The sequence below is a fragment of the Micromonospora sp. WMMD980 genome (assembly GCF_029626035.1).
GTDB lineage: Bacteria > Actinomycetota > Actinomycetes > Mycobacteriales > Micromonosporaceae > Micromonospora.
Map to the genome: position 1 here is coordinate 4782644 of NZ_JARUBE010000003.1, position 23182 is coordinate 4805825.

The following is a 23182-nucleotide window of genomic DNA, read 5'->3' on the forward strand; positions in this document are numbered from 1 at the left end:
CCATCTCCGGGAGCGATGCCCCATGTCCGTCGACACCTCCATCCGGGCGGTGCTGCGCACGCCGCAGGTCGTCCGGGTGCTGCTGGGCAGCCAGATCGGTCGGCTGCCCACCGCCAGCGGCCCGCTGGCGTTGCTGCTCTTCGCCCGCCAGTCGCTGAGCCTGGCCGCCGCCGGGTTGCTGGTCGCCGCCTACACGGCCGGCATGGCGGTGGGCACGCCGCTGCTGGCCCGGGCGGTGGACCGGTGGCGGCAACCACCTGTGCTCTGGGCCGCGGCGGTCGTCTCCGGCCTGGGCTTCGGCGCGGTGACGCTCAGCGGCGGGCGCCTGACCGGCGCGGCGACCGGCGCGGTGGTCGCCGGACTCGGCACGCCGCCGCTGGAGGCGTGCCTGCGGACGCTCTGGCCGGCCCTGCTGCCGTCGGCCGCGGTGCCCACCGCCTACACGCTCGACATCGCGCTGCAAGAAATGATCTTCGTGGTAGGACCGCTCGTCACGCTGCTCGCGGTGACCCTCGGCGGGCCGTCCGCCGGGCTGCTCGCCGCCGCCGTGGTGCAGCTCGCCGGCACCGCGATGTACGCGCTCAGCCCGGCCGCCCGGGTCTGGCGCGGGGTGGCCGCGGTGCGGCACTGGGCCGGGCCGCTGCGCGTACCCCGGTTCACGGTGATGATGCTCGGCGTCGTCGGCGTCGGTGCGGCCGTCGGCAGCATCGCGGTGGCGGTGACCGGCTACGCCGAGGCGGCCGGCGACCGGCGGCTCAGCGGCTGGCTACTGGCGGCGCAGGCGGTCGGCGCGCTGGTCGGCGGCCTGGCCTGGACCCGGGTCCGGCCGGGCGGGCCCGGCCGGCTGCCGCTGCTCGCCGCCGCGCTCACCGTCGGTTTCCTGCCGCTGCTGCTGGCGCCCGGCCCGGTCCCGATGGCCGGCCTGCTGGCGGTGAGCGGGCTGGCGCTGCCGCCGGTGCTGACCGCCGTCTTCCTCACCGCCGAGCGGCTGGCCGAGCCGGGCACGGTGGCCGAGGCGTTCGCCTGGGTGAGCACCGCGTTCGTGGTGGGCAGCGCCGCCGGCTCCGCGCTCGCCGGCGTGTCGACCGGCCTCCGGTACGGGCTGGTCGTCGCCCCGGCGGCCGCGCTGCTCGGCACCGCGGCGCTGGCGACGGTCGCGGCAGGGCACCCCCGCGGCCGGGCTCACAGCCAGCCGCGGCGCTTGAACAGCAGGTAGAGCGCGCCGCAAACGGCGACCATCAGGGCGACCGCGAACAGGTAGCCGTAGCGCCAGCCCAGCTCCGGCATGTGGGTGAAGTTCATCCCGTAGACGGTGCCGATCAGGGTGGGCGCGAACAGGATCGCCGCCCACGCGGAGACCCGCTTGACCTCTTCGTTCTGCTCGAAGCTGGCCGCGGTGAGGCTGCGCATCTCCTCGTTCTGCGCCTGCGAGACGAGCGTCGCGTTGACGGTGAGGATGCTCTGCAGCAGGTGCCGGAACCCGTCCACCCGCTCCACCACCTGGGTGAGGTGGTCGGCCACGTCGCGCAGCCGGCGGCGCAACTCCTCGTCGGTGCCGTAGCGGTCGAAGCCGCCGGTGAGCGCCTCGACGACCTTCAGCAGCGGCCGGGCCGCCCGCTGGAACTGGATCACCTCCCGGCTCAGCTCGTAGATCCGGCGGCTGGCGTTCGGGTCGCCGCCGAACACCTCGGTCTCGATCTCGTCGATGTCGTTCTCCAGGCCGGCCACCACCGGGGCGTAGCCGTCGACCACGCGGTCGAGCACCGCGTACAGGACCGCCTCGGGGCCGAGCGCGAGGACGTTCGGTTCCGCCTCCAGCCGGCGCCGCACGGCGGCCAGGTCGGGCGGGCCCCCGTGCCGGACCGTGATCACGAACCCGGGGCCGAGGAAGAGGTGCAGCTCGGCGAACTCGACCGCCTCCCGCGCGTCCAGGTAGCGGGCGGCGCGCAGCACCACGAACAGGGTGTCGTCGTAGCGTTCCAGTTTCGGCCGCTGGTGGGCGTTGATCGCGTCCTCGACGGCCAGCTCGGGGAGCTGGAACTCGGCGGCCAGCGAGGCGATCTGCTCCCGTCCGGGCCGGCGCAGCCCGATCCAGGCCATCGCCTGGTCGAGCTGCTGGAGGCAGCGGAACGTGTCGGCGAGGCCGGCCGGCGACGCGCGTCGTACGCCGTCGACGTAGACGCCGCTGTCGACCAGGCCGTCGGGTCGCTCCGGCTCCGCCGCTCCGGCGTCGATGGCGTGCTCGTCCAGCCGCCTGCCGAAGCCCTCCGGCGGTGGTGCCGCGAACCGGTCGTCCGCCATGCCCCTCCCCGCTGCTCGGCCGGCTCGCCGAGTCCCCCACGGCGGGCGGCGCAAACGTCAGGGGCGGTAGCGGTAGCCCATGCCCGGCTCGGTGATCAGGTGCCGGGGTCGGGCCGGGTCGTCCTTCAGCTTGCGCCGGAGCTGGGCCATGTACTGCCGGAGGTAGTTGGTCTCCTGCTCGTAGCCCGGCCCCCACACGTCGAGCAGCAGTTGCCGCTGGCTGACCAGCTTGCCGGGATTGCGCAGCAGCTTCTCCAGCATGGCCCACTGGGTGGGGGTGAGCTTGACCTCCGTGCCGTCGTCCCGGGTGACGCTCCGGTCGGACAGGTCGACGCTGTGCCGGCCGACCCGCAGCGCCGGGACGGTCGGCGTGGTCGGGGCCAGCCGGCGGGTCACCGCGCGGATCCGGGCGAGCAGTTCGTCCACCCCGAACGGCTTGGTCACGTAGTCGTCGGCGCCGGCGTCCAGCGCGGCGACCTTGTCCTCGCTGCCGGCCCGGCCGGAGAGCACGATGATCGGCACGGCGGTCCAACCGCGCAACCCGCGAATCACCTCGGTGCCGTCCAGGTCGGGCAGCCCGAGGTCGAGCACCACCAGGTCCGGCGGGTGGCCGGCGGCGGCCTTCAGCGCGGCCGCGCCGCTGTCGGCGACCTCGACCTCGTATCCACGGGCCCGCAGGTTGATCCGCAGGGCGCGCAGGATCTGCGGCTCGTCGTCCACGACCAGGACGCGGGTCATCGCTGCGGTCCTCCCGACTCGGTGGCGGCGGGCAGCCGCAGCACCATGGTGAGCCCGCCACCGGGCGTGGTCTCCGGGGTGATGCTGCCACCCATCGCCTCGGCCAGCCCCCGCGACAGCGCCAGCCCGAGCCCCACCCCGGTCTGGTTGTCCCGGTCGCCGAGGCGCTGGAACGGCAGGAACACGTGTTCCCACTGGTCCTCCGGGATGCCCGGACCGGTGTCGATCGCCCGCAGCTCGACCTGGCCGGCGTGCGCGCTGCCGGTGATCGTCGGCGGCCGGCCGGGTGGGCTGTGCCGCAGCGCGTTGGCGACGATGTTCACCAGCACCCGCTCCAGCAGGCCGGGGTCGGCCAGCGCGGCCGGCAGGTCCGGCGCGATGTCCGTGGTGACCTCCGCCGCCGCGGCGCCCAGTTCGTCCAGGGCCCGGGGTACGGCGTCCTCCAGCCCGATCGCGGTCGCGGTGACGCCCAGCGCGCCGGCCTGCAACCGGCTCATGTCCAGCAGGTTCGCCACCAGCCGGCCCAGCCGGTCGAGCGACTCGTCGGCGGTGGCCAGCAGCTCCTCGGAGTCGTCGGCGTCGAACTCGACGTCGTGGCTGCGCAGGCTGCTCACCGCGGCCTTGGCCGAGGCCAGCGGCGTCCGCAGGTCGTGGCTGACGGCGGCGAGCAGCGCGGTCCGCATCCGGTCGGCGGCGGCGAGCGGACGGGCGGTGGCGGCCTCCTCGGCCAGCCGCTCCTGGCGCAGTGCGACGGCGGCCTGGGCGGCGAACGCCTCGACCACCCGGCGGTCGGCGGCCTCCAACCGCCGGCCGGCGAGCACCACGCTGAGCCGGTCGTCGACCGGCACCACCGTCTCGCCCGCGCTCGGGCTGCCGGGCGGCCGGTCGCCGACGCTGGCGACCACCCGCCAGGCGGCCTCCTCGGCGGACCGGCCCGGCCGCCGCTCCGCCTCGGCGGCCAACTCCAGCACGCTCACCGCGCGCACCCCGAACGTCTCCCGCAGCCGGTCCAGCAGGGCGGGCAGGGGACACGCCCCGCGCAGCACGCTGCCCGCGACGGTGGCCAGGGTCTGCGCGTCGGCGGACGCCCGCGCCGCCTCCCGGGTACGCCGGGCCGCCACGTCGACCACTCCGCTCACCGCGACCGCGACGCCGACGAACACGCCGGCGCCGACGCCGCCCGGCGCGACCTCGCCGAGCATCATGTTGCCGAGCGTCATCATTCCGCCCAGCGCGGTGTACGAGTCGTGGAACGAGTTGACCGCGCCGGTCGAGGTGAGCGTGGTGGCCGCCGCGAAGGTGGCCGAGTTCGACACGTCGAAGCGCACCTCCTTGCCCTCCATCGCCGCGCCGACGGCCTGCGGCACCGTGCCGTGCCCGGTCAGCTCGAAGACGTTGGTCAGGGTGATGCTGGCGAGCGCCAGGATCGCCATCACCGCGGCGATCGCGTGGCCCTGCCGGGTCTGCCCGACCATCCGGCCGAAGACCACGGCCACCGCGACGGCGATACCGACCGCGGCGGAGACGAAGTTCTGCACCGCCAGGCCGGCCATCTGCACCAGGTGACCCATTGTCGACTCACCCGAGTACCACTGCCAGTTCGTGTTGGTCGTGAACGACACGGCCGTGTTCCACGCGCCGTGCGGCACCACCGGGTCGAAGCCCAGCGAGAGCCACAGGTGGTTCTGCAGGCGCTGGAACGCGTAGAGGAAGAGGACGGAGACAGCCGAGAAGGCGAGCACGCTGCGGACGTAGACGCCCCAGGTCTGCTCGGCGGCCGGGTTGACCCCGACCAGGCGGTAGATCCCCCGTTCGACAGGGAGGACCGGGTGCCGGAGACCGCCCGGTACATGTGGTCGCCGAACGGCCGGTGCACCGCGACCAGCGCCACCACCAGGGACAACACGAACAGCACGCCGGCTGTGGTCATGCTCATCAGAAGCGCTCCGGGAACAGCAGGGCGACGACCAGAAACACGCCCAGCCCGATCGCCAGCACCAGGCCGACGGCGTTGACGGCGCTCACAGCTTCTCCACACCCCTCACCACGAGGGCGAGAGCCGCGAACAGCCCCACCGTCAGCAACACGAACAGCACGTCAGACACGGCTGGTCTCTCCTAGCGGAAGATGTCCTCGCGACCGCCTGCCGGCCGCGCCGGGCAATCAAAACGCCAGGTCGCGCGAACGGACAGGGGCTATAACGCGACCATCACGCCGGGCGGCGGTTTCTTCACGCGCCTTTCACGCCGGCCGGTCGAGCGGCCCGAACGCGCTGCGCACCAACCGGTTCGCCTCGTCCTGGTCGACGTCGGTGGCGACCAGGAGGTCGCTGGCCGTGGTGCGTACCTGGGCCACCACCACCGCGCCGGAGAAGTCCACCCCGGCCCGGTAGGCGCGGCCGGCCTCGGCGACCGCCCGCAGCGCGGACTCCCGGCACCGGGTCGGTTCCGCCGCGCCACGGGCGAACTCCTTGCGCAGCTTCCGGGCCGCCTCGGCCAACGCGGAGACCGCGGCCGGCATGGCGTCCGGCACCCGCTCGCCGTCGGCGAGCAGGGTGACCGCACGCCGGATCAGCGTGCCGCTGTTGCGCATGGCCCGGTCCACCGGCTCCACGGACTTGGCGTACCGGCCGAGCGGCCCCTCCCGGGCGCTCCAGTAGACCGGCGACAGCGTGGCGGCCTCCCGGGCACCCTGCGCCGCCTCGCCGAAGGAGCCCATCTCCGCCTTGTTGTCCCGCAGCCGGTCACGGGCGACGCGGGCCTTCTCCGCGTCCCGCTCGCGCAGCGCCTCGGCGGCGCTGTCCAACTGGTCGGCGAGAAGGTCGAGCGCCGGGCCGGCCGCCCGGTTGATGATCCGCAGCGGGTTCAGCGGCAGCAGCACGGCGGTGACCAGCAGCGTGGCACCGCCGCCGATCAGCGCGTCGACCACCCGGGGCACCTCGAGGTTCGGCACGGACGGCGTCAACGTGCCGATCAGCACGGCTGTCGCGCCGGCCTGCACCACCAGCGCCGGGCTCCGGCCGACGAACGCCGCCACCACCACGGCGAACGCCACGATGACGCCGAGCTGCCACGCGCCGACCCCGACCAGACGGATCAGCAGGTCACCGATCAGGATGCCGACGGCGACCCCGATCACCAGCTCGATGGTACGGCGCAGGCGTTGGCCGACCGACGCGGCGAGCGCCACCACCGCCGAGATCGGGGCGAAGACCGGTTGGGCGATGTGCAGCAGCGAGTCCGCGACCCACCAGGAGAGGCCGGCGGCGAGCCCGGCCTGTGCCGCCAGCCCGGCGCCCGCGCGTACCCGACGGAACCGGTCGGCCGCCAGCGCCGGCACGGCACGCAGTCGGCCGGCGAGCGCCTGTCCGCCCCGCCCGCCCGTCTCCGCACCGGCCACGGCCCCGCGTACCCGTTTGCCGGCGGGTCAATCCGCGCCGCCGCGAGTCAGCGGGCGACGGCGACGGCGGCCGGGACCGACCGCCGGGCCGGGTTCAGCGGGGCATCTCCCGCCAGCCGGTGCCGCTCGACCGCCAGGCGCCGGCGAGGATGCTCGCCGAGACGCGGCTCGGGCACTGCTGGACCTTCGACCGGCCGGCGGCGCCACCGATCTGGGCTTGGACCTGCCACTGCTGTCCGTCGGTGCAGATGTAGACGTCGCGGCGCCCGCGAGGGATGCTGACGCCGTTCCACCAGTGTTCCTCCACGACCATGGGGTGACCGTACCGTAGGCGACCCGGTCCGGCCCAGACCCGCAGGTCGGGGCCGGACCCAGCCGGTTCAGCCGTCGAGCCGGCGGACCATATTCATGATCGTCTCAACCTGCGGGCCGCCCTTGATCGGGTAGTTCGTGAAGCCGAGGTAGCCCCACCAGTCCCAGCAGCCGTTCGGGTTCACCGCGGTGGCGGTCGCCTGCGGATAGAGCACGATCAGCCGGTTGGTGTCGGCGTACTGGTTGAGGTTGGCACGGTCGACGAAGGCGGTGCCGACCTTCGCGTACCCCTGGGCGCAGCCGTGCAGCGCGACGAGCAGCCGGCAGGTGCTGCCGGCGGCGCAGGCGCTCGGCACGTACGCGAACCCGTTGGCGTCCATGCTCAGTCCGTTCGCCCAGCCGTTGACCGCGAAGCTGTCCTGGCTGAATCGGATCAGCGTGCCGCCGAGCGGGCCGGTGTTCGGGGCGGAGACCGAGCCGAGCAGGTGCCCGAGGAACGCGCCCTGTGGATCGGTGCCGCAGTCGGCGAGGTACGGCGAGGCGGTGGCGGTGCAGCCGACCGTGCCGTAGGGGGTGACCCAGGAGTGCCCGGCCGCGCTGCCGGAGTCGTACCGGACCCGCGCGCCGAAGTCCTGGTAGTACCGGACCAGGTCGTCGCTGACCGATTTCTTCACGGTGGCGTCGCCGTTGCCGTGGTAGACGTACACCGGCTGGCCGGAGAGGTTGCCGGTGCCGTCGATCCACCCGTACCCGGCCCAGGTCCGGGTGTACGCCTCCAGGCTGCTCACGTGCGTGGGGTAGAGGTTGTCGCCGCAGCCGTAGAGCGCCTGCGGGATGCTGTTCTGCGCGCAGTAGTACGGCCCGGCCGCGAAGATCGCCGCGCCCCGGATCCGGGACGAGTAGGCGACCTGGAGCTGGGTGGCCAGGTAGCCGCCGGAGGAGACCCCGGCGACGTAGACGGCGGAGACGGGATACGCGCGCAGCGTGCCGGCGACCGGCGGCTTGGTGGACGGCGTGCCCGCGGCCCGGGCGGCGACGCCGCCGGGCAGGATCAGCAGGAGCGCGGCGGCGAGGGTGGTGACGGCTTTCCACGGTGTTGTCATGGCATGCTCCCGTCGGAGCGCCGGCGGGACGGCCGGCGTGCCGGCACCGTAGCGTGACATCGACCACAGCAGATATCCGTGCGGTCGACACGTCACCGGTCACCGCGGTGTGGGTCACCCACCGGGCTTAGCCGATCGCTACGGAGGGTAAAGGCAGATCATGGGACAGCTGCGCACGTCGCCGCCGCCGCCGCAGGCCACCGAGCTGGAGCGGTGGGTGCTCGACACCCCCGAGGAGCTGCGCGACGTGCGGGCCTCGCTGCGCGACGCGTTGAACCGGCACGGGCTGGTGCAGGGCGAGGACCTGGACGAGGTGCCGCACATGGTCCTGCTGGTCGCCACCGAGCTGTCCAGCAACGCGCTGCGGCACGGCCGGCCGCCCACCATCGTCACGCTGCTGGCGAGCGACGACTGTTTCCTGCTCGACGTGGCCGACCACGACGTCAGCTCGGTGCCCGAACTGACCGACATCCACCCGATGGACTCCGGCGGACGCGGGCTGTTCCTGGCCCAGTCGATCTCACTGGACGTCGGCTGGTACGCCACCGAGACCACCAAGCACATCTGGGCCTCGTTCTCCCGGTGACACGGCCGATCGACGGAAGGGCGGGGATGAGCGCACGCGACGCCCTGAACGACCTGCTGCGGCACGCCCGGCACGCCCGGCCGGAGGATCTGCCGCTGATGGCGCGCCGGGCCGCCGAGCGGCTCGGCGCCACCGACATGCTCCTCTACCTGGTCGACCACGAGCAGCGGGAACTACTGCCGATGCCCGCGCCCGACTCGCCGCACCGGGAACCGCTGGCCGTCGAGGGCACGCTCGCCGGCCGGGCTCGCAGGGCGGCCTGCGTGCCGTCACGCTGGCCAGCCTGGCGCTGGCCGCCTATCGCAACGCCCGACGGGCCCGCCTCGACCTCGTCGACACCTACCACCACATCGACTCCGCCGTCCGGGAGCACGACAGGCGTGGTCTGATCACCGGGGTGCTGGCCGAACTCGACCAGCGCACCGGCCGGCTCCGGGTGATCTCCGCCGGGCACCCGAACGGGCTGGTGCTGCGCCAGGGCCGGCTCGCCACGATGCTGCCCACCCCGACCGCGCTGCCGGTCACGCTCGGCGACCAACGCCCGCCCGTCGTGGTCGAGGAGGTGCTGGAACCCGGCGACGACCTGCTCCTCTACACCGACGGGATCATCGAGGCCCGGTCCGCCACCGGTGAGCTGTTCGGCACGGACCGGCTGATCGACTTCGCCGCCCGGGCTCTCGCCGACGATGTGCCGCTGCCGGAGACGGCGCGCCGGCTCGTGCACGCGATCCTCGCCTGGCAGGACGACAGGCTCGCCGACGACGCGACCGTGCTGCTGGTCCGGTGGCTGGGCCCGCCAGCGGCGGACCCGGAGCCGCCGGCAGACCCGCCGATCTAGAAACCGGACACCGGGTGCGGGACGTACGGCGCCTCCAGCTCCGCCACCTCCGCGTCGGTCAGCTCCAACTCCAGCGCGGCGACCGCGTCGGTCAGGTGGTGCGGCTTCGTCGCGCCGACGATCAGCGCGGTCACCGCCGGGTGGCGCGCCACCCAGGCCAGCGCCACCTGCGCGCGCGGCACGCCCCGCTGCGCGGCCACCCGCCCGACCGCGTCGATGACGGCCCGGTCGTGCTCCTCGGTGCGCGCGTAGAGCTTGCGGCCGAACTCGTCGGTGTCCGCCCGCGCGGTCCGCTCCCCCGGATCCCGGGTCAGCAGGCCCCGGGCCAGCGGGCTCCACGGGATCACCGCGACGCCCTCGTCGAGGCAGAGCGGCAGCATCTCCCGCTCCTCCTCGCGGTAGAGCAGATTGTAGTGGTTCTGCATGGCGGCGAACCGGGTCCAGCCGTGCCGCTCGGCGGTCCAGAGCGCCTTGGCGAACTGCCACGCGTACATCGACGAGGCGCCGAGGTAGCGGACCTTGCCGGCCCGGACCAGGTCGTGCAGCGCCTCCAGCGTCTCCTCGATCGGCGTGGCCGGGTCGAGGCGGTGGATCTGGTAGAGGTCGACGTAGTCGGTGCCGAGCCGGCGCAGGCTCGCGTCGATCTCGCTCATGATGTGCTTGCGGGACAACCCGCCCCGGTTCGGTCCCGCGCCCATCCGACCGTGCACCTTGGTCGCGATCACCACGTCCTCGCGGTCGGCGAAGTCCTTCAGCGCCCGGCCGACGATCTCCTCGCTGGTGCCGTCGGAGTAGACGTTGGCGGTGTCGAAGAAGTTCACCCCCAGCTCCAGCGCCTGCCGGATGAAGGGGCGGGCGGCGTCCTCCGGCAGCGACCAGGGATGCGTGCCCCGCCCGGGCTCGCCGTAGCTCATGCACCCCAGGCAGAGCCGGGACACCTGAAGGCCGGTGGAGCCGAACGTCACGTAGTCCATGCGTCCATCACACCACCGGCCGGCGAGGGTCGCAGTCCCGGCGGATCAGTCGCCGTGCTCCGCGGTGGCCGCCGGGACGTCGCCCCAGACCGCCTTCGCGCCGGAGTCCCCCACCCGGTAGACCTGCACCAGGTTCGCCGCCGCCACCACCACCGCGAGCACGGCCACCACCACGCCCAGCGCGCCCGCCCCGGCGTTCGGCCCGTCACCGGCCGGCCGTTCCGCGCGGCGGTGCAGCCAGACCAGCGCGAGCGCGACGACCAGCAACGGCAGCGCGAACCAGATCAACTGGTCGCCCAACTCGGCGTGTCGGCCCGCGTCGCCCACCCGGCGCTCCAGGCCCTCGCCGCTCTCCGTGGCCAGCGGGATCGCGGCCGTGGCCACCGCGGCGACCAGCACCACGAGCCAGCCGAAGCGTCCCCGCCAGACGGGGCGTACGGCCAGCGCGACCACGCCCAGGGCGGCCAGCGGCAGCAGCACCACCACGGCGTGCACCACAAGCGGGTGCAACGGCAGTCCGTTCACGGAGTCGGGCACGGTGATCTCCTCGGCGGTCGGGTTCCGATCCGGCTCCCACAGTGCCCGGTACTTCTTGTGAAGTTCTTGCGCCGCCCGCGGGACCGCTCAGGCCGGCGGCAGCGACACGGTGAAGGTGGCGCCGCGCCCCGGCGAGCCGGTCACCTCCACGGTCCCCCGGTGTGCCGACGCCACGTGCTGCACCAGGGCGAGCCCGAGACCGAACCGCCGGCCGTCCACCCCAGCTCCACCTGCCGCTCCGCGGCGTACGCGGACATGCTCGCCACCACCTCGCGGGCCACCTCGGCCAGGTCCACCTCGGTGTCCGGCAGCGGCTGGTGCTCGGCGGCGGCCGACACCAGCAGGTCCTCGACCACCTCGCCGAGCGCCCGGGTGTCCGCCACGAGCTGGTCGAGCTGCCCGGCCAGCCGCTCCGCCGGCCGGTCCCGGGCGCGCCGGGCCAGCAGCTGCGCCCGGGTGTGCAGCACGGTCAGCGGGGCCCGCAGCTCGTGCGAGGCGTCCGCCACGAACCGGCGCTGCATGCCCAGCGCGGTGGCCAGCGGGGCGACCGCCCGCCGGGCCAGCAGCGTGGCCGTGACCAGCGCGCCGGCCAGCCCGGCCAGCTCGGCGACCAGCAGCGCGAGACCGAGCTGCCCCTGTCGTCGACGCAGCGGGGCCAGGTCGGCGGCGACCGCCCAGCGGGTGCCGTCCGGCCGGCGCTCCGTCGCCACCCGGACCGGCCGGTCGTCGCCGGCCGTCGCGTCGAGACGGCCGGGCGTGCCCCGTACCGCCCGGCCGAGCACCCGGGTCAGCTCCGGCGACGCGCCCGGGGTCACCTCGACCGCCTGGTCGCCGGGGCGCTGCCGGGCCAGGAACTGCCGGGGCGGCGGGTCGTCCACGTCCTCGGCGGCGGCCAGCACCCGGCTCAGCTCGCCGTCCAGCGCCCGCGACTCCTGCCGGCTGGTCAACACGTACATCAGCGCGCCGACCAGCAGCAGCACCAGCCCGATGGCGCCGGCCGACCACCATGACCTGGTAGTCACGGGTCAACGCCCGGTGCAGACCGAGGTGCCCGTCGCCGGCCACCTCGACCTCGTACCCCTCGTCGGCGAGCAGGTCGGCGAGCACACCGGAGAGGGCCCGGTCGTCCTCGACCAGCAGCAGGCGGGGGTGGCTCTCCACCGGCCCAGTATCTATCCACCGACGCGGCGGCTCACCGGTCCCCGGACGGGATCGGGTCGTCGTACTGGCCGGACGGCCCGGCCAGCGGCTCGCCGCCGACCAGCGGCCAGGCGTTCGGCGCGCAGCCGTGCAGGCCGAGCGTCTGCTGCACCATCACCGGGGCCGGGCCGCCGGAGCGGGGGCAGCGCTCGTGGCCCCGGCCCAGCCGGTGGCCCACCTCGTGGTTGAGCAGGTACTGCCGGTAGAGATCCAGGTCGGGCACGTGCGGCACGCCGTACACCCAGCGGGCCACGTCGATCACGACCCGGTCGCCGTTGCGGCACGAGGTGTAGCGGTCGCTCGGGTCGCCGCACAGGTCGCCCCGGGTCGCCGGCGTGGTCAGCAGCACGGTGAAGTCGGCCGGCCCGTCCTGGCCCACCCGTTGCAGCCGCCACCGGCCGTCGCCGGTCCAGCCCCGCCGGTCGGCGAGCGTCGCCGCGACCTGCCGGGCGAAGCGCTCCACGTCCACGTTGCGGATGCCGTCCTCCACCGCGACCCGGTATCGCAGCAGCTCACCGGAGCGCCCGGCCACCGCGCCGACCGTGTCGGCGGTCCGGAAGCCGCCACCGCCGCGCGCGGGGTAGCTGATGCCGGGTGGGACCCGGCCGGCCACCGGGACCGGCGAGGGCGCGGCCGTCGCCGGCGGGCGCGCGGACGGCACCGCCGCCGGCACGGTCCGCTCCACGCCGCCCGAGGCCAGCAGGTCGGGTCGGGCACGCACGGCGTACCCTCCGCCGGCCGTGAGGCCGGTCACGACGAGGACCGCGACCAGCGCGCGGACGCCGGCCCGCGACCTCCGTCGCCGTCGATGCACGCCCCGGTCCCGCCCGCCCACGTCGCTCTCCGTCCGTCGTCCCGCCCGCGCTCCGCAGGAGAGTACGGGCGGCGGGGCCGGTCGGTTGAACCGATGGGCCGGGTACCGTCGAGTGCGGGGTGGGCGACCTGCCGCCTGTCGGAGTCCAGGGAGAGCCACCCGTGTCATCAGCCGAGCCGCTGCTCGACGCCGCCCTCGTGGCGGCGCGCGGCACCGACGTACGCGCCGCCGAGCGGGCCCTCGACGCGCTGGTGGTGCGCGACGGCGCGGCGGTGGACGCGGCGCTGCTCACCCGCCTGTGCCGCACGCTGGGCCGGCTCTGGCCGCGCGGCTGGCAACCGGTCGACCTGGACCGGCTCGCCGCCCGGCGACTCACGTCGCGCGGCGCCCGGCTGCTGCGTGACGCGCTGGCCGCCCAGCGGCGCACGCTGCCCGACCCGGTCCCGGCCTGGTTCGACGACCAGCTCGCCGACCTGGGCACCCGCTGGGACACCGACGCGGGTTGGCTGGACCGTCGCGCGGACGGCGACCGGATCACCGCGCTGCGCGACGCGGTCGACGCGCTCGTCCTGATCGAGGGGCTGCCCCCGATCGCGCTGCTCCGCCCGCCGCCCGGTGCCGCCGCCGTCCCGCTCGCCGCCGTCCCGGCCACCGGCTCCCGGATGCTCGACCGGGTACGCGCGCTGCTGGCCAAGGCCGAGTCGACCGCCTACCCGGCCGAGGCGGAGGCGTTCACCGCGAAGGCGCAGGAGCTGATGGCCCGGCACAGCATCGACACGGCGCTGCTCGACGCCACCGCGGCCCGCCCGGATCGGCCGGGCGGCATCCGCCTGGGCACCGACGCCCCGTACGCGGCGGCGAAGGCGCTGCTGATCCAGGAGGTGGCGGGCGCGAACCGGTGCGAGTCGGTGTGGTCCGACGACCTGGGTTTCGCCACCGTGCTCGGCTTTCCGGCCGACCTGGCCGCGGTGGAGCTGCTGCACACGTCGTTGCTGGTGCAGGCCACCGCCGCGATGCTGCGCGGGCGCGCCGCCCGGGGCCGGACCAGCGGGCGGCGCACCAAGGGCTACGATGAGTCGTTCCTCAACGCGTTCGCGCTGCGCATCGGGGAGCGGCTGCGGGCGACCAGCACGGCGGCGGCCGAGGAGCACGCCGACGGCCGGTTGCTGCCGGTGCTCGCGGCTCGCACGGACGCGGTCCGGGAACGCACCGAGCAGCTCTTCCCCGGCACCACCCGGCACCGGCTCCAGGTCCGCGACTCCGAGGGCTGGAGTTCCGGCACCACCGCCGCCGACCGCGCCTCCCTCGACGCCAACCACCCGACACCGCGCCCATTGCGCGGAGCCCGCTGAACCAGGCCCGCCTCGTCCTGCGGCGATCACGAGTGGTGGGCCCGTGTTTGAACCATGCGGGCAATCACCAGGCGTGACAGCGACGTCGGGGCCAGAGGTGACCGATCCGCGCCTTTGCTCTGCAGCCATCCGCGCAGCGGTGACGGATCGTCACCGAACCGGGCCATCACCGGTATCGGCGACTCTGACGTCAGCACAGGTCAACCGCCCGGTGCGGATATGGCTGCAGAGCAAAGGCGCCCAGATGCTCGGGCCACTCCCGGGCGATGCCATTACTCTCCGCACCCACCCGAACCGATCGCGCTGCGTAACCGACCGCTGGATCAGCTCAAGCCGAGCAGGAGCAGCGGAAGACCTTCAGGTCATCGCTTCTGCAAGGTGATCGACGCGTAATGGGCGAACCGCTCCACCGCCCAGTCGAACTGCGCACAGGCGTACCATTCCTGGCACTGCAGGCAGCCGCGCCTCGGCCCGAGCGATCACGAGTGGACCGCCGCAGGGGGCAGAGTCTGCACGTCGTGCTCCCCCACGGCGGGGCGGACGGAGCCCTCGGATTGCTGAAGTCCAGGAGCGCCCGACCGCTGTCTCACTGTCTCCACTTTGCCGCGCTGCCCGATGAGATCCGCCACCGGAGGTGGTCCACCAGGCATGGGAGATGTCTTCAGTCAACTGTCGGTGTCGCTGGACGGCTACGTGGCCGCGCCGGGTCAGAGCGTCCAGGATCCGCTCGGCCGGGGCGGCCTGCGGCTGCACGAGTGGGCCTTCGCCACCGAGAGTTGGCGCGCGCAGCACGGTCTCGCCGACGGGGAGCGCACCGTCGACGCCGAGGTGATCGGCGGCGGCACGCCGCTGTTCGACGGGCCGCTGGACGTCGCCCTGGCGCCGGAAAAGGTGGTGGCGGCACCCGGCGTCACCCACCTCCGCTACCGGGTACGCCACTGACCACAACACGCACGCCGGGCCGGCCCGAAGGCCGGCCCGGTGGGTTGTGCAAGTCGTACGTCAGCTCTTGAAGGCGTCCTTGATCTTCTCGCCGGCCTGCTTGAGCTTGGCGCCGGCCTGGTCGTTGCGGCCCTCGGCCTCGAGGCGCTCGTCGTCGGTCGCCCGGCCGACGCCCTCCTTGACCTTGCCCGCGGTGTCCTGGGAAGCGTTGTCGATCTTGTCGTCGAGACCCATGGGAACCTCCACCTCAGCTGTTGCGTGACGACAACTGGTTACCCCGGCGGTCGCCGGCCCAATCCCACGTCACCCGATCGGGCGAAACCGCCGCAGCCGGAGGCTGTTCGCCACCACGAAGACCGACGAGAAGGCCATCGCCGCGCCGGCGAGCATCGGGTTGAGCAGCCCGGCGGCCGCCAGCGGCAGCGCGGCCACGTTGTAGGCGAACGCCCAGAACAGGTTGCCCTTGATGATCGCCAGGGTGCGGCGGGAGAGCCGGATGGCGTCCGCCGCGGCCAGCAGGTCACCGCGGACCAGGGTCAGGTCGGCGGCCTCGATCGCCACGTCGGTGCCCGTGCCCATGGCCAGGCCGAGGTCGGCCCGGGCCAACGCGGCGGCGTCGTTGACCCCGTCGCCGACCATCGCCACCACCCGGCCCTCGCGTTGGAGCCGCTCGACCACCGCCACCTTGTCGGCCGGCAGCACCTCGGCGATCACCTCGTCGATGCCCACCTCGGCGGCCACCGCCGTCGCCACCGTGGTGTTGTCGCCGGTGAGCAGCACCGGGGTGAGCCCCAGGCCGCGCAGCCGGTCGACCGCCGCCCGGCTGGTCGACCTCACCGCGTCGGCCACCGCGAGCACCCCGCGGGCCCGCCCGTCCCAGCCGACCAGGACCGCCGTCCGACCGGCCGCCTCCGCGCCGGTCACGGCCCGCGCCACCTCGTCGGGTACGTCGAGACCGCGCTCCCGCAGCAGCCGGAGCCGCCCGACCAGCACGGCCCGGCCGTCGACCGTGCCGGCCACGCCCAGCCCCTCGGTGTTGGCGAAGTCGGCGACCGCCGGCAGCGGGCCGGCAGCCGTCGCTGCCTCGGCCACCGCCCGGGCGATCGGGTGCTCGGAGGCCGCCTCCAACGCGCCGGCCAGCCGGAGCAGCTCGCCGGCATCCTCGCCGGGCGCGGGCCGCACCTCGGCCAGCGCCATCCGGCCGGTGGTGACGGTGCCGGTCTTGTCCAGCACCACGGTGTCGACCCGGCGGGTGGACTCCAGCACCTCCGGCCCCTTGATCAGCACACCGAGCTGGGCGCCGCGCCCGGTGCCGACCAGCAGCGCGGTCGGCGTCGCCAGGCCCAGCGCGCACGGGCAGGCGATGATCAGCACCGCCACGGCGGCGGTGAACGCGGCGGTCGGCCCGCCGCCGGTGCCGAGCCACCAGCCGAGCGTGGCGGCGGCCAGGGCGATCACGATCGGCACGAAGACGCCGGAGATGCGGTCGGCGAGCCGCTGCACCGCCGCCTTGCCGGTCTGCGCCGCCTCCACCAGCCGCGCCATCTGGGCGAGCTGGGTGTCCCCGCCGATCCGGGTGGCCCGGACCACGAGCCGGCCGCCGGCGTTCACGGTCGCGCCCACCACGGCGTCGCCCGGCCCCACCTCGACCGGCACCGATTCGCCGGTGAGCATGCCGGCGTCGACCGCCGAGGTGCCCTCCTCGACCATGCCGTCGGTGGCGATCTTCTCGCCCGGCCGGACCACGAACCGGTCGCCGACCGCGAGCTGGTCGACCGGGACCCGCACCTCCTGCCCGCCGCGCCGCACCGCGACGTCCTTCGCGCCCAGTTCGAGCAGGGCCCGCAGCGCGGAACCGGCGGTGCGCTTGGCGCGGGCCTCGAAGTAGCGCCCGGCCAGGATGAAGACCGTGACGCCGGCGGCGGCCTCCAGGTAGATGTTGCCGGCGCCGTCGCCTCTTGTGATGTCGAACCGGAACGGGTGCGTCATCCCCGGCATCCCGGCATCGCCGAGGAAGAGCGCCCAGAGCGACCAGCCGAACGCGGCAAGCGTGCCGAGCGAGACCAGGGTGTCCATGGTCGCCGCGCCGTGCCGCAGGTTGACCAGCGCGGCCCGGTGGAACGGCAGCCCGCCCCAGACCACCACCGGCGCGGCCAGCGTGAGCGAGGCCCACTGCCAGTGGTCGAACTGCCAGGCCGGCACCATGGCCAGCACGATCACCGGCAGGGTCAGCACGGCGGAGACCCACAACCGGGTACGCGCGCCGCGCAGCTCGTTCACCGGCTCACCGGCCGTGGTCGCCTCGGTCCGGGTGGGCGGGGGCGGCACCACTGCCGTGTAGCCGGTCTTCTCCACGGTGGCGATCAGGTCGTCCGGCGCGACCTCGTCGGCGTACCGGACGGTGGCCTTCTCGGTGGCGTAGTTCACCGTGGCCTCGACGCCGTCCATCCGGTTGAGCTTCTTCTCGATCCGGGCCGCGCAGGACGCGCAGGTCATGCCACCGATCGTGAGTTCGATCTGGTTCGGCGCGGTCGGCAGCGCCTTTCCCGTGGTGGTCATCGCGGCACCTCCCCGGTGGGGTCGCCGGCCACGACGGTGAACTCGGCGGTGTGCACCGCGTCGCCGTGCCGGAAGTCCAGGTAGAGACGGTACGCCCCGGCGGAGGGCACCTCGGCCGCGAACGTGACCGCCGGTCCGGCCGGGGTCCGCCCGTCACCGAGCTCGCCCTCCGGGTGCACGTGCAGGTAGGCCAGGTCGCCCTGACGCAGCGCCACCAGGTGCCCGTACGCCCCGAGGTAGGGCTGGAGGTCGGTGACCGGGCGGCCGCCCCGGCTGACCGAGAGCGTGAGCCGGCTGGTGCGACCCGGCTCCGGCGTGCCGGTGAGCGTCACCGTGTAGCCGTCGACCGTCGTGCTGGTCGCCGGGGACGGCAGCGGCCGGGCGGCCAACAGGCCGGGAACGGTGACGTCGACCCCGAGGGTCAGCGCCTCCCCGCCGGTGGGGGTGAAGTCGGCGAACGCCCGCCAGACGCCGGGCGCGGCGAGCGGCGAGGCGACCCGCCAGGTGCCGTCGTCGGCCAGCTCCGGGTGCACGTGCCGGAAGCCGGACAGGTCGCGTCGGGCGACGATCAGGTGCATGCGCCTGTCGTGGGCCACCTCGTAGCGGGTGACCGGCTTCCCGTCCGGGCCGGTGATCCGGAACGCGAACTCGCCGGCCGGGGCGGTGACCGGCTGGAGCGTGTAGCCACGCTCGGCGACGAGCAGCCCGCCGGGCAGGTGCGCGGCGTCGCCGGAGCCCCGGTCGCCGTGTCCGGCGGCGCCGGTCCCGTGGTCGGTGTCGGTGGGGTCGTGGCTGGTCTCGGCGGCCGGGGCGACGGGACCGGCCAGGTGACCGATCCCGTACGCCCCGCCGAACACCGCCGCGAGGCCGAGGGCGAAGCCGCTCAGCTTCGTCGCCGTGTTCATGGTGCCTCCTCCGGTTGACGGATGCGTTGGGCCCGTCAGGCCTCGGCGAGGTCGTAGCCGGCCTCGTCCACCGCGGCGTGGACGGCGTCGGCGTCCATCGGGCCCTGGCTGGTGACGGTGACCCGGCCGGTGGCCAGGTCGACCTTGACGTCGGTGACGCCCGGCAGCGCGGTCAGTTCGGCGCTGACCGCGTTGACGCAGTGGCCGCAGGTCATGCCGGTCACCCGGTAGGTGGTCTCCATCTCGCCCTCCGATCTGATACCCCCTAGGGGTACATGGTGAACCTTACCATACCCCCGAGGGGTACGGTATCCTCGGCACATGACCACCCCGTCCACCCCGACCCGGGGCTACACCGCCAGCAAGGACCAGCTCCTCGCCCGGCTCCGTCGCGTCGAGGGGCAGGTCCGGGGCATCGAGAAGATGGTCGAGGACGACCGCTACTGCATCGACGTGCTGACCCAGATCTCGGCCATCCAGGCCGCGCTGGACAAGGTCGCCCTGGGCCTGCTCGACGGCCACGCCCGGCACTGCATGCACGAGGGCGCCGCCGAAGGCCGTGCCGACGAGATGGCGACCGAGATGATGGCCGCCGTGGGCCGCCTCATGAAGCGCGGCTGACCCCCTCCCCCCGTGGGGCTGGCTACCATGGCCCGGCGACGAACGGGCGTGGCCAGCACGCGCCCGCGCCGGCCGAGGACCAGTCGGGCCGGCGACCGGGTCGCGCCGTCGACAGTTGGGAGACGCCGTGGGCGCCGACCACAGCCGTCCCGCCCCCGCGCCGCCGCGCGTACGCCGGCTCCTCGTCGCGACAGTGGTGCCGCTCTTCGTGCTCACCGTCGTCGCGGCGCTGGCGCTCTGGCCCCGGCAGGGGCCGGAACCGGCGGGCGGCGAGAACGTGCCGCGCCACCACGGCACGGTGACCCGGGTGGTGACCGAGCCCTGCCCGCCGACCCCGGAGGCGCCGACGGGCGCCGCGGGACGGTGCGGCACCGTGACCGTCGCCGTGGAGCAGGGCCCTGACGCGGGCCGGCAGGTCGAGACGCCGATCCCGGACGGCCCCGGCGCGCCCCGGGTCGAGGTCGGCGACAAGGTGATCCTGGTCGAGCTGACCGACCCGGCCGATCCGACGGTGAAGACCTACAACATCGCCGAGCATCAACGCGGGACGTCGCTGATCTGGCTGGTGGCGCTCTTCGCGGCCGCGATCGTGGCGTTCGGCCGCTGGCGCGGGCTGGCCGCGCTCGGCGGGCTGGTGGCCAGTTTCGCCATCCTGCTCGGCTTCGTGCTGCCGGGGATCGGCGCCGGCCGGTCCCCGCTGCCGGTGGCGATCGTCGGCGCCGCGCTCATCATGTTCGTGGTGCTCTACCTGACGCACGGGATCAGCGCGCAGACCTCGGTGGCCGTGCTCGGCACACTCGGCAGCCTGGTGGTCACCGGCGTGCTCGGCACGCTCGCCACCGGCGCCACCCACCTGACCGGCTTCGGCAGCGAGGACGCCACCACACTGTCCATGTTCCAGGGTGACGTGGACCTGCACGGGCTGCTGCTGGCCGGCATCATCATCGGCTCGCTGGGCGTGCTGGACGACGTGACGGTCACCCAGTCGGCGACCGTCACCGAGCTGGCGCGGGCCAACCCGGGGCTGTCCCGGCGGCAGCTCTACCGGGCGGCCACCCGGGTCGGCCGGGCACACATCGCGTCCACCGTCAACACCATCGTGCTCGCCTACGCGGGCGCCTCGCTGCCGCTGCTACTCCTCCTGGTCGCCGACTCCCGCCCGGTCGGCGAGATCCTCACCAGCGAGTTCCTCGCCCAGGAGATCGTCCGCAGCGCGGTGGCCACGCTCGGCCTGATCGCCGCCGTACCGCTGACCACCGCGCTGGCCGCGGTCGTCACCACCGCCGGGCGGCGCGGGCCGGACGCGGACGCCGCGTCGCCGCCCACGGCCCGGCCGCCGCGCGGGCCGAACGAGGCGCTGGAGGCGCTCGGCGGCGGGTCCGCCGCGCGACGGCCCGGCGAACCGAGGAGTACGGAGGCCACATGGTGACACTCCGCAGCGTGACGGCCGACGTCAAACGCGATCCTGCTCACGCTGGGCAATGTCGAATTCTCGCGATTGGTCGGCTTCCGGACGTAGATCCCCGGTCGGGATCTCGGGTAACCTCGCCCCCGGTCACCGCCGAAGGCGCGCACCGGCGCCTGCGGTGCCGCCGCCCAATCGCCTCCGGGCGAACCGGGGAACCAGGTACATGGGGTGAATCCGCGCGAGCGGTAGGGGCCGCTTCCGTCCCGAACCCGTCAGCTAACCCGGTCGGCGGTCGACGGAAGGGAACACTGTGACGGCACCCCTGCGCCGCTGGTCGACACCCGTGGTGGCCGTGCTCGCCGCGTTCGCCGTGCTGGTCGGGCCGACCTCGGCGACGGCCGCCCCGCACGCCGCCGCTCCCAAACCCTCCGGGCACGCGGAGGACGACGAACCGCCGCTCATCACCGAGGCGATCGACTCCGCCAACCGGTCCTACCTCCAGGCGAAGTCGAAGCTCGCCAAGTCGCAGGAGCGCCAGAAGCGGCTGACCGCCGAGAAGGCGGCGGCCGAGGCCGAGCTTGCGGCGCTCAGCCCGCAGGTCAACCAGATCGCCGCGCAGTCCTACCGGACCGGTCGGATGGGCGCGATGGCGATGCTGCTGGAGAGCCGGTCGCCCGACTCGTTCGTCGAACGCGCCAGCGCCCTGGACGAGCTCAACCTCTTCAACGCGCAGCGGCTCGCCGCCATCAACGCCGCCAAGACCCGCGCCGAGCAGGCCCAGATCGCCGCCGACGCCGAGGTGCGCGAGCAGGAGAAGCAGACGAACGCGATGGCCCGCGAACGGACCGCGGCGCAGAAGGCGCTGAAGCTGGTCGGCGGCCTGGGCTTCACCGGCGGTCTGGTCTCGGCGACCTCGCCGGTCGCCAGGATCGGTCCCGGCCGCACCGCCGACGGCGGCTGGAAGGCGGAGTCGTGCAGCGAGAACGACCCGACCACGTCCGGTTGCGTCACGCCGCGCACGCTGCACGCCTACAAGGAGGTCAAGCGCGCCGGCTTCGACCGCTTCGTGGGTTGCTACCGACCGGGCGGGCCGTGGGAGCACCCCAAGGGCAGGGCCTGCGACTGGTCGCTGCAGAACAGCGGCTTCTCGCCGTGGCACAACAACGACACCCGCAGGTACGGCAACGAGGTGGCCGCCTTCCTCATCCGCAACGCGGACCGGTTGGGCATCTACTACGTGATCTGGAACCGGCAGATCTGGTTCCCGGCGACCGGCTGGAGTTCCTACAGCGGGCCCTCCAACCACACCGACCACGTGCACATGTCGCTGCTCTGACCCGACCGGCACGAAGAAAAGGGGCCGCCCGAGGGCGGCTCCTTTTCGGGTTTCCGCGACTCAGCCGGCGAGCGCCGGGTCCGCCGGCGCGGCCGGCGCGGGCAGCGCGGCCGGGGACTGCGCCACCGTCCGCACCTCGCCGCCGCTGAGCCGGTACGACATGCCGACCACCGCGCACGACCCGCCGGCCACCCGCTCGGCGAGCACCGTCGAACGGGCCAGCAGGGTCTCCACGATCTGCGCGATGTGGACGTCGACGATCCCGTCCAGATCCTCGATGCCCTGCCGGGCGGCGCGGAGCAGGCTGGGCGACACGGCGTCCACCACCGCGCCCAGGTGCCCGGCCGGGGCGGAGCCGGTGCGGACCGCCTCACGGGCCGCCTGGACCGCGCCGCAGGAGTCGTGACCGAGCACCACCACGAGCGGCGTGCCGAGCACGGTCACCGCGTATTCCACGCTGCCGAGCACCTCGGGGCCGGCGGTGTGGCCGGCGGTGCGCACCACGAAGAGGTCACCGAGACCCCGGTCGAAGATGATCTCGGCGGCGAGCCGGGAGTCGGAGCAGCCGACCACCACCGCGAACGGGTGCTGGCCCTCGGCGACCGCCGTCCGGCGTCCGGCGTCCTGGTTCGGGTGCTGCGGCACACCGGTGACGAACCGGTGGTTACCGGCACGCAGTTCGCCGAGTGCCTCGTCGGGGGTGGCCGGGATCATCGCTGCTCACCTCGTTCTCGCGCGGAACGACCAGGCCGGCGGCGGTGTCGGCCACGCGACCCACAGTCACACGCGGCCGAAGGCACGTCAAGATTTCGTGATCCGCATTTCATACGTCGCCGTTCGGACTCCCGCCGGGTCCGGGCACCGGCCGGGGACGCCATACGATGACCACCATGGCGACCACACCAGGCGAGGACGGGAGCCGCCGCAACTGGACCTTCCTCACCAACCACGGGCACGTGCTGCTGGCCATCGCGCGCAACCCCACCGCGCGCCTGCGGGACGTGGCCGACGAGGTCGGCGTCACCGAGCGGGCCGCCCAGGCCATCGTCGCCGACCTGGAGAGCGGCGGCTATCTCCACCGCACCCGGGTGGGCCGCCGCAACGAATACACCATCAACCCCAGCGGTCGCTTCCGGCACCCGGCCGAGGCCGACCAGCAGGTGGGCGCGTTGCTCGACCTCTTCGCCAGCGAGCCGGTCAAGGACGACACCGGCGACGCGTGACAGCGGCCGGGCGGCCCGCCCGTGCCCGCGCGCC

The 23182-nt window shown here is 74.2% G+C and carries 25 protein-coding genes, 2 pseudogenes and 1 riboswitch; of the genes and pseudogenes, 10 read left to right on the forward strand and 17 right to left on the reverse strand.

The genetic code is table 11. The features are described from left to right. The first annotated feature begins 22 nt into the window (after positions 1 to 22). A complete protein-coding gene (locus O7618_RS22455; RefSeq protein WP_278108096.1) occupies positions 23 to 1216 on the forward strand; it encodes an MFS transporter in 1194 nt (397 codons plus the stop codon). Here the strand turns inward: O7618_RS22455 and O7618_RS22460 are convergent. From O7618_RS22460 to O7618_RS22495, 8 genes and pseudogenes are all read right to left on the reverse strand, one after another. Next, a complete protein-coding gene (locus O7618_RS22460; protein WP_278108097.1) occupies positions 1183 to 2301 on the reverse strand; it encodes a magnesium and cobalt transport protein CorA in 1119 nt (372 codons plus the stop codon). The two genes, O7618_RS22455 and O7618_RS22460, sit on opposite strands and share 34 nt — an antisense overlap. Positions 2302 to 2358: 57 nt before the next feature. Then, positions 2359 to 3039 carry a response regulator gene (locus tag O7618_RS22465; RefSeq protein ID WP_278108098.1) on the reverse strand — a complete coding sequence of 227 codons (681 nt, stop codon included), beginning with the start codon at positions 3037 to 3039 and terminating at the stop codon, positions 2359 to 2361. Continuing rightward, a pseudogene (locus tag O7618_RS22470) lies at positions 3036 to 4205 on the reverse strand (ATP-binding protein); the annotation flags it as partial. The gene O7618_RS22465 and the pseudogene O7618_RS22470, both read right to left, overlap by 4 nt. Beyond that, positions 4197 to 4975, reverse strand: a pseudogene (locus tag O7618_RS22475) (potassium-transporting ATPase subunit KdpA); the annotation flags it as partial. The pseudogenes O7618_RS22470 and O7618_RS22475, both read right to left, overlap by 9 nt. After that, on the reverse strand, positions 4975 to 5064 hold the full coding sequence (gene kdpF, locus O7618_RS22480) for a K(+)-transporting ATPase subunit F (RefSeq protein ID WP_036343797.1): 90 nt from the start codon (positions 5062 to 5064) through the stop codon (positions 4975 to 4977). The pseudogene O7618_RS22475 and the gene kdpF, both read right to left, overlap by 1 nt. 216 nt (positions 5065 to 5280) lie before the next feature. Next, complete coding sequence (locus tag O7618_RS22485; RefSeq protein WP_278110114.1) at positions 5281 to 6387, reverse strand: FUSC family protein; 1107 nt, start codon at positions 6385 to 6387, stop codon at positions 5281 to 5283. Positions 6388 to 6532: 145 nt separating this feature from the next. Next, positions 6533 to 6751 carry a hypothetical protein gene (locus O7618_RS22490; protein ID WP_181571469.1) on the reverse strand — a complete coding sequence of 73 codons (219 nt, stop codon included), beginning with the start codon at positions 6749 to 6751 and terminating at the stop codon, positions 6533 to 6535. Between the two features lie 67 nt (positions 6752 to 6818). Beyond that, on the reverse strand, positions 6819 to 7853 hold the full coding sequence (locus O7618_RS22495) for a PHB depolymerase family esterase (protein WP_278108099.1): 1035 nt from the start codon (positions 7851 to 7853) through the stop codon (positions 6819 to 6821). 160 nt (positions 7854 to 8013) lie between these two features. On the opposite strand from O7618_RS22495, the gene O7618_RS22500 reads away from it, so the two are divergent. From O7618_RS22500 to O7618_RS22510, 3 genes are read left to right on the forward strand one after another with little or no spacing between them, the layout of a single operon-like run. Further along, positions 8014 to 8439, forward strand: coding sequence for an ATP-binding protein (locus O7618_RS22500; protein ID WP_278108100.1), 426 nt, complete (start codon positions 8014 to 8016; stop codon positions 8437 to 8439). A 26-nt stretch (positions 8440 to 8465) separates the two neighbouring features. Further along, on the forward strand, positions 8466 to 8828 hold the full coding sequence (locus tag O7618_RS22505) for a hypothetical protein (protein WP_278108101.1): 363 nt from the start codon (positions 8466 to 8468) through the stop codon (positions 8826 to 8828). Then, positions 8729 to 9277 carry a PP2C family protein-serine/threonine phosphatase gene (locus tag O7618_RS22510; protein WP_278110115.1) on the forward strand — a complete coding sequence of 183 codons (549 nt, stop codon included), beginning with the start codon at positions 8729 to 8731 and terminating at the stop codon, positions 9275 to 9277. Before O7618_RS22505 ends, O7618_RS22510 begins: the two co-directional genes overlap by 100 nt. Here O7618_RS22510 and O7618_RS22515 read toward each other — a convergent pair. The 4 genes from O7618_RS22515 to O7618_RS22530 form a co-directional block, all read right to left on the reverse strand. Further along, positions 9274 to 10251, reverse strand: a complete 978-nt coding sequence (locus O7618_RS22515; protein ID WP_278108102.1) for an aldo/keto reductase — start codon at positions 10249 to 10251, stop codon at positions 9274 to 9276. The two genes, O7618_RS22510 and O7618_RS22515, sit on opposite strands and share 4 nt — an antisense overlap. Positions 10252 to 10296: 45 nt before the next feature. Then, on the reverse strand, positions 10297 to 10788 hold the full coding sequence (locus O7618_RS22520) for a DUF2231 domain-containing protein (protein WP_278108103.1): 492 nt from the start codon (positions 10786 to 10788) through the stop codon (positions 10297 to 10299). A gap of 140 nt (positions 10789 to 10928) precedes the next feature. Then, the gene (locus O7618_RS22525; protein ID WP_278108104.1) at positions 10929 to 11810 is read right to left on the reverse strand and encodes a histidine kinase dimerization/phospho-acceptor domain-containing protein; all 882 of its coding nucleotides are present in this window, start codon (positions 11808 to 11810) and stop codon (positions 10929 to 10931) included. Between the two features lie 170 nt (positions 11811 to 11980). Next, positions 11981 to 12709, reverse strand: coding sequence for a DUF3152 domain-containing protein (locus O7618_RS22530; protein ID WP_278108106.1), 729 nt, complete (start codon positions 12707 to 12709; stop codon positions 11981 to 11983). A gap of 254 nt (positions 12710 to 12963) precedes the next feature. On the opposite strand from O7618_RS22530, the gene O7618_RS22535 reads away from it, so the two are divergent. After that, a complete protein-coding gene (locus O7618_RS22535) occupies positions 12964 to 14154 on the forward strand; it encodes a DUF2786 domain-containing protein (protein ID WP_278108107.1) in 1191 nt (396 codons plus the stop codon). Between the two features lie 648 nt (positions 14155 to 14802). Continuing rightward, positions 14803 to 15096, forward strand: coding sequence for a hypothetical protein (locus O7618_RS22540; RefSeq protein WP_278108108.1), 294 nt, complete (start codon positions 14803 to 14805; stop codon positions 15094 to 15096). 60 nt (positions 15097 to 15156) lie between these two features. Here O7618_RS22540 and O7618_RS22545 read toward each other — a convergent pair whose 3' ends face one another. The 4 genes from O7618_RS22545 to O7618_RS22560 form a co-directional block, all read right to left on the reverse strand. Beyond that, positions 15157 to 15330, reverse strand: a complete 174-nt coding sequence (locus O7618_RS22545) for a CsbD family protein (protein ID WP_278108109.1) — start codon at positions 15328 to 15330, stop codon at positions 15157 to 15159. A 69-nt stretch (positions 15331 to 15399) separates the two neighbouring features. Then, the gene (locus tag O7618_RS22550; protein WP_278108110.1) at positions 15400 to 17655 is read right to left on the reverse strand and encodes a heavy metal translocating P-type ATPase; all 2256 of its coding nucleotides are present in this window, start codon (positions 17653 to 17655) and stop codon (positions 15400 to 15402) included. Continuing rightward, positions 17652 to 18560, reverse strand: coding sequence for a hypothetical protein (locus O7618_RS22555; protein WP_278108111.1), 909 nt, complete (start codon positions 18558 to 18560; stop codon positions 17652 to 17654). The genes O7618_RS22550 and O7618_RS22555 overlap by 4 nt, the downstream gene beginning before the upstream one ends. 35 nt (positions 18561 to 18595) lie before the next feature. Beyond that, positions 18596 to 18802 (reverse strand): heavy-metal-associated domain-containing protein, encoded by a 207-nt coding sequence (locus O7618_RS22560; protein ID WP_278108113.1) that lies wholly within the window; start codon positions 18800 to 18802, stop codon positions 18596 to 18598. A gap of 79 nt (positions 18803 to 18881) precedes the next feature. Between O7618_RS22560 and O7618_RS22565 the strand changes: the two genes are divergently transcribed. The 3 genes from O7618_RS22565 (at position 18882) to O7618_RS22575 (ending at position 21925) form a co-directional block, all read left to right on the forward strand. After that, a complete protein-coding gene (locus O7618_RS22565; RefSeq protein WP_091062541.1) occupies positions 18882 to 19181 on the forward strand; it encodes a metal-sensitive transcriptional regulator in 300 nt (99 codons plus the stop codon). Positions 19182 to 19308: 127 nt separating this feature from the next. Then, positions 19309 to 20610, forward strand: a complete 1302-nt coding sequence (locus O7618_RS22570) for a YibE/F family protein (RefSeq protein ID WP_278108115.1) — start codon at positions 19309 to 19311, stop codon at positions 20608 to 20610. A 154-nt stretch (positions 20611 to 20764) separates the two neighbouring features. Continuing rightward, a riboswitch (cyclic di-AMP (ydaO/yuaA leader) is annotated at positions 20765 to 20895 on the forward strand. A 4-nt stretch (positions 20896 to 20899) separates the two neighbouring features. Then, entirely contained in the window at positions 20900 to 21925 is a 1026-nt protein-coding gene (locus tag O7618_RS22575) for a hypothetical protein (RefSeq protein WP_278108116.1), read from the forward strand. A gap of 60 nt (positions 21926 to 21985) precedes the next feature. Here O7618_RS22575 and O7618_RS22580 read toward each other — a convergent pair whose 3' ends face one another. Next, the gene (locus O7618_RS22580; protein WP_278108117.1) at positions 21986 to 22639 is read right to left on the reverse strand and encodes a carbonic anhydrase; all 654 of its coding nucleotides are present in this window, start codon (positions 22637 to 22639) and stop codon (positions 21986 to 21988) included. Positions 22640 to 22806: 167 nt separating this feature from the next. Between O7618_RS22580 and O7618_RS22585 the strand changes: the two genes are divergently transcribed. Beyond that, a complete protein-coding gene (locus O7618_RS22585; RefSeq protein ID WP_278108118.1) occupies positions 22807 to 23148 on the forward strand; it encodes a helix-turn-helix domain-containing protein in 342 nt (113 codons plus the stop codon). Positions 23149 to 23182: the final 34 nt, after the last annotated feature.